The organism is Streptococcus sp. DD13 (assembly GCF_001578875.1).
GTDB lineage: Bacteria > Bacillota > Bacilli > Lactobacillales > Streptococcaceae > Streptococcus.
This window is the reverse complement of sequence record NZ_KQ969506.1, coordinates 1,256,406-1,267,500: the sequence shown is the minus strand read 5'-3', so window position 1 is coordinate 1,267,500 and position 11,095 is coordinate 1,256,406. Positions and strand designations below refer to the sequence as shown.

10 protein-coding genes, 1 tRNA gene, 1 other RNA gene and 1 pseudogene are annotated in these 11,095 nt (G+C 38.8%); 10 read left to right on the top strand and 3 right to left on the bottom strand.

The genetic code is table 11. The annotated features are described in order from the left end of the window. Window positions 1-177: 177 nt before the first annotated feature. From STRDD13_RS05890 to STRDD13_RS05865, 8 genes are all read left to right on the top strand, one after another. Window positions 178-1,803: a malolactic enzyme gene (locus tag STRDD13_RS05890; protein WP_067102972.1), complete on the top strand. Its 1,626-nt coding sequence runs from the start codon at window positions 178-180 to the stop codon at window positions 1,801-1,803. Window positions 1,804-2,042: 239 nt separating this feature from the next. Continuing rightward, window positions 2,043-2,990, top strand: coding sequence for an AEC family transporter (locus STRDD13_RS05885; protein WP_067102970.1), 948 nt, complete (start codon window positions 2,043-2,045; stop codon window positions 2,988-2,990). A gap of 343 nt (window positions 2,991-3,333) precedes the next feature. Then, entirely contained in the window at window positions 3,334-3,969 is a 636-nt protein-coding gene (locus STRDD13_RS05880; RefSeq protein WP_067102967.1) for a TipC family immunity protein, read from the top strand. A gap of 543 nt (window positions 3,970-4,512) precedes the next feature. Beyond that, window positions 4,513-4,644 (top strand): hypothetical protein, encoded by a 132-nt coding sequence (locus tag STRDD13_RS08860; protein ID WP_269450103.1) that lies wholly within the window; start codon window positions 4,513-4,515, stop codon window positions 4,642-4,644. A gap of 45 nt (window positions 4,645-4,689) precedes the next feature. Further along, window positions 4,690-6,267 (top strand): ATP-binding cassette domain-containing protein, encoded by a 1,578-nt coding sequence (locus tag STRDD13_RS05875; protein ID WP_082781186.1) that lies wholly within the window; start codon window positions 4,690-4,692, stop codon window positions 6,265-6,267. Window positions 6,268-6,357: 90 nt separating this feature from the next. Next, complete coding sequence (locus STRDD13_RS08995; protein WP_082781208.1) at window positions 6,358-6,522, top strand: hypothetical protein; 165 nt, start codon at window positions 6,358-6,360, stop codon at window positions 6,520-6,522. Next, window positions 6,522-7,439, top strand: coding sequence for an ABC transporter ATP-binding protein (locus STRDD13_RS05870; RefSeq protein ID WP_067102964.1), 918 nt, complete (start codon window positions 6,522-6,524; stop codon window positions 7,437-7,439). The genes STRDD13_RS08995 and STRDD13_RS05870 overlap by 1 nt, the downstream gene beginning before the upstream one ends. Continuing rightward, the gene (locus tag STRDD13_RS05865; protein ID WP_067102962.1) at window positions 7,439-8,185 is read left to right on the top strand and encodes an ABC transporter permease; all 747 of its coding nucleotides are present in this window, start codon (window positions 7,439-7,441) and stop codon (window positions 8,183-8,185) included. The genes STRDD13_RS05870 and STRDD13_RS05865 overlap by 1 nt, the downstream gene beginning before the upstream one ends. Window positions 8,186-8,572: 387 nt before the next feature. Here the strand turns inward: STRDD13_RS05865 and STRDD13_RS05860 are convergent. From STRDD13_RS05860 to STRDD13_RS05850, 3 genes are all read right to left on the bottom strand, one after another. Further along, window positions 8,573-8,645 (bottom strand) — tRNA-Lys (locus tag STRDD13_RS05860). 4 nt (window positions 8,646-8,649) lie between these two features. After that, a non-coding RNA gene (gene ssrS / locus STRDD13_RS05855) (6S RNA) lies at window positions 8,650-8,844 on the bottom strand. Between the two features lie 103 nt (window positions 8,845-8,947). Next, window positions 8,948-10,231, bottom strand: coding sequence for a replication-associated recombination protein A (locus STRDD13_RS05850; protein ID WP_067102960.1), 1,284 nt, complete (start codon window positions 10,229-10,231; stop codon window positions 8,948-8,950). Window positions 10,232-10,356: 125 nt separating this feature from the next. Here STRDD13_RS05850 and STRDD13_RS05845 point away from each other — a divergent pair, with 125 nt between their 5' ends. Both STRDD13_RS05845 and STRDD13_RS08765 read left to right on the top strand, forming a co-directional pair. After that, on the top strand, window positions 10,357-10,827 hold the full coding sequence (locus STRDD13_RS05845; RefSeq protein ID WP_067103221.1) for a DUF3013 family protein: 471 nt from the start codon (window positions 10,357-10,359) through the stop codon (window positions 10,825-10,827). A gap of 32 nt (window positions 10,828-10,859) precedes the next feature. After that, window positions 10,860-11,089 (top strand): annotated as a pseudogene (locus STRDD13_RS08765) (DNA mismatch repair protein MutT); the annotation flags it as partial. Window positions 11,090-11,095 lie beyond the last annotated feature (6 nt).

Genomic DNA, 11,095 nt, shown 5'->3' with positions numbered 1-11,095 from the left:
CGCTAAAGAAAACATAGTTTAGTATAGCATACTTTTTAGCAAAAATGATGTGCCTTTCCGAAGTACTAAGTCCAGATGCAAGGTGCGAGTGACAATAGAAGCCAAAATGTTAGTTATAGAGTACAATGTTCTCTTAAAGTATGCTATAATAAGGTATCATAAAAAGGAGGTAGCGTCATGAGTGGACGTGCTATTTTAAACAACCCTTTTCTCAATAAAGGAACGGCCTTTACAGAAGAAGAGCGTAAAGAGCTAGGTTTGGTGGGACTCTTGCCCCCATATGTGCAAACGCTGGAAGAGCAAGCCGCACAAACCTATGCCCATATGCAAACCAAGGCCAATGATTTGGAAAAACGGCTCTTTTTGATGGAGATTTTCAACACCAATCGGACCCTTTTCTACTATCTTTTCTCTCAACATTTGGAAGAGTTCAATCCTATCGTCTATGACCCAACCATCGCAGACACCATCGAGGGCTACAGTGACCTCTTTGTGGATCCGCAGTACGCTGCCTACCTCGATATTAACCATCCTGAAAATATTGAAGCGACTTTGAAAAATGCGGCTGGGGACCGTGACATTCGTCTCATTGTTGTGACGGATGCAGAAGGTATCCTTGGTATCGGTGACTGGGGCACCAATGGGGTGGATATCTCGGTCGGTAAACTCATGGTCTACACAGGGGCAGCCGGCATTGACCCTGCGACTGTCTTGCCTTTGGTCATTGATGCAGGGACCAACCGTGAAGAACTCCGCAACAATCCAAACTACCTCGGAAACCGTCACGAACGGGTGCGCGGCGACCGTTACTATGAATTTGTGGACCAGTTCGTGCAAACGGCTGAAAAACTTTTCCCTAAACTCTACCTGCATTGGGAAGACTTTGGTCGTTTGAATGCAGCCAATATCTTGGAAAAATACCGCAAGAAAATCCCAACCTTTAATGATGATATTCAAGGAACAGGGATTGTGACGCTAGGTGGTGTCTTTGCGGCTATGGATATTTCCAAGCAAAAACTGACCGATCAAGTCTACCTCTGCTATGGTGGCGGTACCGCTGGGGCAGGGATTGCAGCCCGTGTCCTGCGTGAAATGGTGGTCGATGGCTTATCTGAGGAAGAAGCCTACAAACGCTTCTTTATGGTAGACAAACAAGGTCTCCTCTTTGACGACATGGACGACTTGACACCAGAACAAAAACCATTTGCCAAGAAACGCTCGGACTTTGAAGGCAAGGGCGATATGACCAAGTTGTTGGATGTTGTCAAGGCGACTCAGGCGACCATCCTAGTCGGAACTTCTACGCAACCGGGTAGCTTCACCAAGGAAGTGGTGGAAGCCATGTGTGCCAATACCGAGCGTCCTGTGATTTTCCCACTGTCCAACCCAACTAAACTTGCAGAAGCCAGCGCTAAAGATTTGATTGAATGGTCTGATGGGAAAGCCTTTGTGGCTACTGGTATCCCAGCAGATACTGTATCTTACAAGGGAGTTGACTATGTCATTGGTCAAGCCAACAATGCTTTGATTTATCCAGGGCTTGGCCTAGGCATGTTGGCCTCAGAAGCTAGCCTCTTGACCGATGAAATGATCGGGGCTGCAGCGCACTCCTTGTCGGGTATTACTGATATTACGCAAGCAGGGGCGCCTGTTTTACCGCCTTTCAAATATGTGGGCGATGTCTCTATCAAGGTAGCAGAAGCCGTTGCTAAAAAAGCCCAAGAACAAGGCTTGGCCCGTGCCCAAGAACAAGACATGGCCAAGGCTGTCCGTGATTTCAAATGGTATCCTGAATACAAATAAGGGGCACTAAGCGTTCGTGTCAGTTGGTGGCACGACGCTTTTTATAAAGGAGCAGTTTGAATAGACTGTTACATGAAAATGTATCAAGCTCCGATGCCATCAATATTTCGTGAGATGCCACCGTCTAGTAGGAGCCAAAAATGGAGTTAAATCTCCGACCCTCCACCAGGTATGGTGGTATAATACCTTTGAAACAGGAAGTTAACCTTGCTTAAAAAATTAGAAGGAACCGAGCAGTTATGAAAGTACTTTTAACATCTATTGAGTCCATTGTCCCCATCATAGCCATCATTGTTTTAGGCTATTTCTTACAGGTACGTGGTTGGTTCAAAGATAGCTTTGGCAATGACTTGTCAAAACTCATCATGAATGTGGCCATGCCTGTTGCCATCTTCACCTCAGTTTTAAAATACTTGACCTTAGACAAGTTGATTAGCCTATCCGGCGGGTTGATTTATACCTTTGTCGCCTTTGGCTTAGGTTATGTTATGGCCTTTCTCGCGGTCAAACTCTTTAGAGTGCGTCCGGGCCGTCGGGGGACCATGATTAATACCTTTGTCAATGCCAATACCATTTTCATTGGTCTGCCTCTAAATATCGCTCTTTTTGGCAACCAAGCCCTCCCTTATTTCTTGATTTACTATATCACCAATACGGTATCCACTTGGACCTTGGGGGTTTACCTAATGACCTCTGACAGTAAGGATGGTGAAAGCAAAAAAGCGCAAGAATTTAACTGGAAGAAATTGTTGCCAGCTCCTCTTTTAGGCTTCTTGGTGGCTTTGGTTTTCTTGATTTTGCGTTTGCCAGTCCCAAGCTTTGCAACTAGCACCTTGAATTATGTTGGTAGCCTGACCACACCTTTGTCACTTGTTTATATCGGGATTGTCCTAGCTAAGGCAGGTCTGAAAACCATTCGCTTTGATAAAGATACCATTATCACCTTAGTGGGTCGCTTTATCCTGGCCCCTATCATCATGGTGTTGGTGCTTAAATTCTTCTCTCCAAATATGGTGACACCTGAGTTTCGGACCTTTATGATTCAGTCTGCCACACCAGCCTTGGCGGTCTTGCCAATCTTGGCCAACCAAGGCGATGGCGATGTGGAATTTTCAACCAATGTCGTGACCCTCAGTACCTTGCTCTTTATTGTCGTGATTCCGATTTTGCAAACCCTTTTAGGATAAATCTCCTCTTTGGGTCGGTTTTGACACTTCAATTAGTAGGCTGGAAAGAATAGATACGTCTATTTCTTCTTCTATCGTGTATTCTGATGCAGTTGGCTGACTGCATCAGTTTTTTTGATCCTAAAAGTAAGTCGGGACTAAACCGTATTTCGTGCTCATTTTTATCATGTATGATTTTTAATGTTCTTGAGTGGATACAAATATGACGCTATGTTACATGTCTTTTCCTACAAAATATGATAGGATAGAACTTAAAATAAAGGGTTAGAGGAAGAACGTATGATGGAGAAAGGTCAAATTACGTCCAGTCCGATAGAAGCTCAGGCTGCTATGAGGTGATTGGATGAAGAAGAGAAAATTATTCTATTCGTTGCTAGTAGTTTTGTTCGTATCTTTCAGTGGCTTTCAGTATTATAAACATCAGCGGATTCACAATATTTTTGATGAAATATACTATGAAGAAAGTGATTATCACAATTTTACGTTTCTCTGGAATGGTCGAGCTTTTTATCAGTTAAAAGGTTTAAAAATCGTTGACAATGGATCCCAAGATTTGTATAAACATTCTATTGATTATGAAAGTGAAGATTTACCAAATGCTATTCAATCTCTACGTTATAATTTTTATTTTGATTTTCAGGGGATGACAGAGGTTGAACTAGAAATGCGTTTGAGAATACCAGGTTCAGAGACAACTATAAATGTAGAATATCTTTACGATGTCAATAATCAACAATTAAAACGCTATATGTGGTATCAGGATGAGAAACATGTGAGATATTATCTACAGTCTCAAGTAGAAGCCTTTCTGGCAGAGCATGGAAAGACTGTTGAAGACATCCGCAAGGAAGCAGATGACGTACTTCGTAATAAAGTCTTGAAAGACTGGACCTCCATCTACTCCAGCCGCTTTAGCCCCAACAATTGGGGTGATGTGACCGTCAAGGATAGTTGGAGAGAGGATTTATCGAAGAACTAGAAAAGGAGTGATTCTTTCATAACAACAAAAGCGAGCCTTGTCATGAAGCTCGCTTATTTGTATTCATAAAAAAATGTGGGGCAAGTGATGGGCAAATACTTTTATGTTTCATAAATAGGAGGTTACTAGAAAAGTATAATGGATTATGATCTAAAGTTTTAATATTTCTGGGTCATTATATATAAATTATTGAAGTGAGGTGATTGTTTAACAGAGGAGTGAAAATCAGAAATATAAATAATTTTTGTGTATTTTTCTAGGTCTTAAAAGAAATATGATGTAAAATCAATCGAGGATGTTCTAAGTATTTAAGTTGTATAAAAAAGTAGCAATTCTGATAATAGTATAAGAAGGGATAAAATGTGAACTATTCCGTTATTTTGTCAAAAAATATCATAAAAATCGAAATGACCGAAAATTATAATTTTACAGAATTATATTGATAAAAAACAAAACATTATATAAAATAAAACCAGCAAATATTTGTGAAAGAATTATCAATGTTTGTAATGAGAATGGGGATCACAAGAAAGGATGAAGTTTATGACAAAAGAAGCAAGGTTTTTAGATTTTAATCAAGGTAATATTATGGGATGCGGAAACAAACACACACAGGTTGTTCTTATGCAATATAAAACTAAAAATCAAGAGACTAAGAAAGTTGTAGCTAGTTAAAAGATAGCATTGGGCTAAGTACTAGTAAAATTTGTGAGGTAATTTATGATGCATTTAAAAAATAGATACTACTATATTACACTTGTGAGTCTCTTTCTTGTGTCTTCAATGAATATCCTGTTCAGTTTGATGATCAAATTCTTAGTAGACTCTCTTATGAATCAAAGCATTTCAGATTTTATTCTGTATTTAATCCTTTTAGTATTCAGTATGATCATCTTATTGTTTTTTGAGTTTGTTCAGCAGTTTTTTTCTAAAAAGTTCATCAATCAAATGGGAGAAGAGGTTCACAAAGGGATAGTAGATAGTCTGATTTTAGATAATGGAGGGGCTCAAGATAAGATGGGTTATCTTTCATCTATTTCAAACGATATTGAAACGGTGAAGGAACTTTATTTTGAAAATCAGTTAACAGTAGCTCAAGGTATATTTTCGCTAATACTTTCAATTTTTGCTATATTTAGTTTAGATTTTCTGACTGCAATATTTGTGCTCATCTTCTCGTTTTTACCTATTGTTATCCCGTATATATTTTCTAAAAAGTTAACCAGTTTGCAGAACAATATATCGGAAACAAAAGCAGAATATACAGGCACTTTAACTGATTTCTTAGAAGGATTGACGATTATCAAAAATAGTAAGTCTGTTACCAAATTCAGAGAGATACTTCTGGAGAGGTATACACAAGTTAGTAGACGAATAGAAGCTAGAAATAGTTTAAGTGCCTTTGGAAACACTTTAATTGGATTGACTTTTTATGCTACTACTGTTTTCATTTTAGGAATAGGTGGTTGGCAAGTTTTAAATGGAGCAGTGACTGTAGGGTCAATTGTCGCTATATACTCCATTTCGTCTGAACTAGTTTCACCTATTAATCAGATTGCTGCAGGAATTGGAGATATGAACTCTTCGAAGGATATTTTACATGGATTGATGAGAAACGTTGCTTTAAAGCAAGATGAGGAATTGCTAAAAGATAAAGATATTAAATTCTTTGGATTAACAATTAAGAATCTTATTTTTAAAGTAAACGATGGGACGAATATAACTTATCCTGAAAATGTTGGACCTATTGAACACCATAAGAAGTATTTGATAAAGGGAAAGAATGGAAGTGGGAAATCAACTTTGTTAGAAATCGTCATAAAAAATAAAGAATCTTACTCAGGGCTTATTGAGATAAACGGGAAACCCTTAGAAACATATGGATTTTACCAAATTCAACATTTGATCGCTTATGTTCCTCAAAAACCTTATTTATTCCACGATACCTATTTCAATAATATTACCCTATACCAAACCGTAAATGAGGAGTATTTGTGGTCTTTAATCGATATTTTTGGACTGAGAGATCGGTTCCCGGATAGGGAGTCACTGGAGGAAAGTTATGGTAAAGGAAGTGATTTATCTGGAGGTCAGGTACAAAAAATAGGTATTATTAGGGCGCTTCTTCAGGAAAAACAAGTACTATTCTTAGATGAATCATTTAGTGCGATCGATCGCCAATCGTCACAGAGTATTCAGGAGTATCTTTTATCAATGAACGAGCTTACCTTACTCCATGTATCGCATCAGGACTCTGGTCTTGGTTATGATGGCATCATTAAACTAGATAATAAATAAAAATATCATGTTGAAGAATAATGTCGGTATGACGTTTGATTTCGTCGTCCCACCTCTGCCTATTATTATAATCAAGCATTTTTTTCTGAGATAAACAATTCATCCAGTGAATGTAAAAAGTGTGCTTTTTTACCAGTATGTGATGGAGGTTGTCTTTATAAAAAGAATAATGGAGATTTTGAGTGTCCCAAGAAACAATTCGAATTAAATGATGTACCTATGATATTCGACTATTATTTTAGAGGGAATAAGTGATGGAAATATACAATATAGAGAATTTAACGAAGCAATATAAGGAAAGGATTGTTTTAGATAATCTATCTTTCAAGATTCCTAAAGGGAAAATTACAGCTATTTTAGGTAGAAATGGTGCTGGGAAAACAACCATAATCAAACTTTTATTAGGACTAATTTATCCAACAAAAGGTCAAATTTTTTTTGATGGAAAAAGAATAGACCAATATAGGAATAATTATTATAGTCGAGTTAGCGCTATATTAGAAGCAACAGATAATATTTATAGTTTTTTGACAGGTAAGCAGAATATAGATTATTTTTTGAATCTTTCAAAATCGAAACTAACTTTTGAATCTGATTATATCCAGCAGATGATTTCAGCTTTTGATTTAAGTCATCATATTAATAAAGTATCCGGACAGTATTCAAGAGGAATGATTCAAAAACTATCTTTGATCATTGCATTAGTGTCAGAGGCTGATGTTCTTTTTCTTGATGAGCCAACTTTAGGAGTGGATTTTCAATCAACAAATGATATTTGTGATTGTCTAAAAACACTATCCAAAGAAGACGGGAAAACAATTATTTTAACATCGCATCAATCAAATATTATTGAAGATCTGGCAGATTATGTTATTCTTATAGACAATCAAAAGATACTATTTGAAGGAACTTATGATCAATTTGTTTCAAAAGGAACATTTGAATCTGATTTTAAAGCAGTTATAAATACTGTAGATCGATTGTCGAACCTGCCTTCTAATATAAATTATCGACTAGCTGATCAAAAAATAGTTTTAAGTGCTGACAGAGTTGATATTCTTTTGAAATTTTTACAAGATAATAAACTATTGAGCCAAATTGATTCAATATATAGAGATCGAGCAACATTAGAGGACACTCTGAACTACTTCTATGAAGAAGGAGGTCAATAATGTATAAATTGTTTAAAGCTGAATTAAGCAAGTATATTCAAGAAATTAAATGTTATTACCCAGATCAGATAGTAAGTATAGTGGTTACAGTTTTAACATCCATCTGCTTCTTGGTAATTAATAATAGAAATAGTGCAGAAGTATATATCGGATTTGTTTACTGGTATCTACTAAACTCTGTTATTAGCGAAGCTTCTGTTTCTATTTCTTCGGAAAAACAAATGGGGATACTGGATCAGCTGATTCTTAAACCGTTCCCTTTTGAGCAGTTGATAATAGTAAGGACCATCGTGTGGTTACTGATTAATTTAGTTAAAGTGATTATTGTATTTTCGATTTTATTTACTTTACTGCAAATACATATTGAATTTAATATTCAGTATTTATTTATATTCTTAATTTCAGCCTGTGGAATGTTTGGTTTCACATTATTGCTAGTTGGACTGACTTTAAAATATACTAAAACCGCTTCTTTTGAATCAATTATCTCATATTCTCTGTTACTTCTTACAGGTGCAGTACTGCCAACGGATCTAATGCCTTCTTGGTTAATTGATATGGGAAGTTTCCTTCCTATTTCAAAGGGAATTTTTTTGAGTAGACAACTTTCAATTGGCTTTTCGGTATCAATCACTGACTACACAATTTTGATACTCCAATCATTTATTTTTATTTGTATAGGGTATGGGGTGTTTCTTCTTATTTACAAATCGAGTAAAAAGTCTGGTATTGATCGACGTTATTAGATTGAAAATGCGATAATTTTCTGTACAAATTTTATATTTTGGATTTTATAAATAAGGACCTGAGAATTTCAGGTCCTTTCATTTATTTTCTTTATTTCTCTATTAATTGTATCCATTTTTGTTAAAAAATCATCAAGTTTGCTGGGATGATAAGCTTCGATATATCTATGGGGATTGAATTCTTCTTGGTCTTCAGGGCGAACTAGTTTCCCAGTTTGAGTATCTTTTAATAACGGAACGTTATGGTCATACCTTGGAAGAAAAAATAAATGATGAATTTAATAACGTCCGAAAACTTTTATAATTTTTTGGAGCAATTTTGGAACAAATTTGGTTTGAACAAGCAAAAAAGCCTTGTAAATCAAGGCTTTTACTGTTGAAGTTTGATGCCCCCTGCAGGGCTCGAACCTGCGACCCATAGATTAAGAGTCTACTGCTCTACCAACTGAGCTAAGGAGGCAATAAAAAACGCTGTATTGGTACCGGTGATTCAAAATTTGTATTGATCCCGCACAAATAGAAGCAGGTGGGCAACGGTATTTCTAACTTAGTCGCTTCCGTGTGAGACGGCCTGCATACTGCTAGAAAGAATTGTTTCCCGAATAATACAAAAATAGTCGGTCAACACATGAGTATGAATTCGTATACCACAGCAATTTTCTTATCTCTTTACTATTATCTTATCACTTTTTCGGAAAAATTCAAGAGGAAAAATCAAAAAAATGAAAACGCTCTTAGAAAAAGTACGAAAGAGGGATAAAATCAGGGCTTGTAGTCCTGTTTTTTTAGTTGATTTATTTTTTCAAGAGTACCGGCTAGGGCACGCTCGTATTTGCCATTTTCATTGGGAGTGAAATAAGAGGCCCCCATAAGCTTGTCTGGTAGATAGTCCTGTTGGACCCAATTGCCAGGATAATTGTGGGGATATTTATAATTTTGAGCATTTCCCAGCTCCTGACTGCCAGAGTAATGGCCGTCGCGAAGATGGCGCGGAATCGGCAGATTTCCTGAGTTTCTTAGATCAGCAAGGGCCTTATCCATGGCGACATAGGCAGTGTTGGACTTGGGGGAAAGGGCGAGGTCGATGACGATATTGGCGATGAGGATACGGGCTTCTGGAAAGCCAATGCGCTCCGCGGCTTGCAGGGCTGTCACGGTATGAATCTGGGCATCAGGATTGGCGAGGCCGATATCTTCGTAGGCGATAACGGTCAGTCTTCGTGCCAAGCTTGGCAAATCCCCAGCTTCCACCAAGCGAGCGGCATAGTGAAGACTAGCATTGACATCAGAGCCACGGATGGATTTTTGCAGGGCAGAGAGGACATCGTAGTGGCCGTCTCCGTCCTTATCCATGGTGATGTAGCTCCGTTGCAGGCTATTTTCCATGATATCAAGGGTGATATGGCGGATGCCTTCGTCGTTTTCCGGGGTGGAAAGAACAGCCAGGTCCAGCGAGTTAAAAGCAGAGCGCAGATCTCCGTTGGTCGAAGTCGCGATGAAATCCAGGGCCTCCTCATCTAAGTCAACCGGAAAGTCAAATCCACGCTCAGGATCACTGATGGCTATTTGCAGGGCTGCTTTGACCTCTTGATTGGATAAGGGTTCTAACTCAAAAATCTGAACACGGCTACGAATGGCTGGAGTGACAGAAAAGAAGGGATTTTCCGTCGTCGCACCAATCATAATAACCAGACCACTTTCTAGAAGGGGCAGGAGAAAGTCCTGCTTGGTCTTGTCAAGTCGATGGATCTCGTCTAGGAGGAGCACCAAACCACCCGAAAACTTGGCTTCTTCCGCGATTTCTTGCAATCGTTTTTTGCTATCAACCGTCGCATTGAAGGTCCGAAAGGCATACTTGGTCGTTCCAGCAATGGCAGAAGCGATACTGGTTTTTCCAATCCCTGGCGGTCCGTAGAGAATCATGGAGGACAGGCGGTTGGCTTCGACCATACGGCGGATAATCTTTCCAGGGCCGACCAGATGCTCCTGACCAATGACCTGATCGATCGTTTTAGGGCGCATGCGAAGCGCAAGATTGTCTGGCATAGGTCTCCTTTCTATTGTATCGAACGGTGTCGATTTCTCGTCTGTTATTGTCCATAAAATCCCGTGAAATCCTGAATTTATGGTACACTAATTATAATTATACCACAAGTGATGAGAGGGAAATGATGGCAAAATATGGCTTTTTAGATATCTTGGTAGATGTGATGGATCAGAACTTTTCCTATGATTATGAGATCAATTGGGACAAGAAAAATCACGCAGTAGAAGTGACTTTTGTCCTTGAGGCTCAAAATCAAGCGGGTGTGGAGACGGTAGACGACAGTGGGACCGCATCGGGGGAAGATATTGTGTTTGAGGACTATGTGCTCTTTTACAATCCAGCCAAGACGCGCTTTGATGCAGCAGACTACTTGGTGGCGATTCCCTACGAGCCCAAGAAAGGGCTGAGTCAGGAGTTTCTGGCTTACTTTGCGGAGACTCTCAATGAGGTAGCCAATGACGGACTGAGTGATCTCATGGATTTTTTAGCGGATGATGGGGCAGAAGAGTTTGGTCTTGTCTGGGATCAGGAAGCCTTTAAAGCAGGCTTAGCGAATCTTGAAGAAACCACCTTCTATCCTTATCCGAGGTATTAGGGAGTTGATGCGGAAGCTGAAATTTCTGATTTCACCGGATGCAAAATTGTCTGCTTTGGAGTAAGGTTTATCCCAGTATGCTTTTTGAGGAGAGGGAGTCGTCTTTCTAGTTGGCAAGTTCAGGCAAGAGCAGTTGGACACTATCCGCATCGAAGATGAAGGCCAGGCTTACAAACGGATGAGTATTGAGGAGTTTCTTGGCTCAGATAAGGGTGTACCCCAGTTGCAGGATAGAGTGAGGGATTATTTGGAGGAAGAGTAACTACAA

What these genes read in the sequence shown, in the direction of transcription:
- STRDD13_RS05890 (WP_067102972.1), top strand. Translation starts at nt 178, where the DNA reads ATGAGTGGACGTGCTATTTTAAACAACCCTTTTCTCAATAAAGGAACG.
- STRDD13_RS05885 (WP_067102970.1), top strand. Translation starts at nt 2,043, where the DNA reads ATGAAAGTACTTTTAACATCTATTGAGTCCATTGTCCCCATCATAGCC.
- STRDD13_RS05880 (WP_067102967.1), top strand. Translation starts at nt 3,334, where the DNA reads ATGAAGAAGAGAAAATTATTCTATTCGTTGCTAGTAGTTTTGTTCGTA.
- STRDD13_RS08860 (WP_269450103.1), top strand. Translation starts at nt 4,513, where the DNA reads ATGACAAAAGAAGCAAGGTTTTTAGATTTTAATCAAGGTAATATTATG.
- STRDD13_RS05875 (WP_082781186.1), top strand. Translation starts at nt 4,690, where the DNA reads ATGATGCATTTAAAAAATAGATACTACTATATTACACTTGTGAGTCTC.
- STRDD13_RS05870 (WP_067102964.1), top strand. Translation starts at nt 6,522, where the DNA reads ATGGAAATATACAATATAGAGAATTTAACGAAGCAATATAAGGAAAGG.
- STRDD13_RS05865 (WP_067102962.1), top strand. Translation starts at nt 7,439, where the DNA reads ATGTATAAATTGTTTAAAGCTGAATTAAGCAAGTATATTCAAGAAATT.
- STRDD13_RS05850 (WP_067102960.1), bottom strand. Translation starts at nt 10,231, where the DNA reads ATGCCAGACAATCTTGCGCTTCGCATGCGCCCTAAAACGATCGATCAG.
- STRDD13_RS05845 (WP_067103221.1), top strand. Translation starts at nt 10,357, where the DNA reads ATGGCAAAATATGGCTTTTTAGATATCTTGGTAGATGTGATGGATCAG.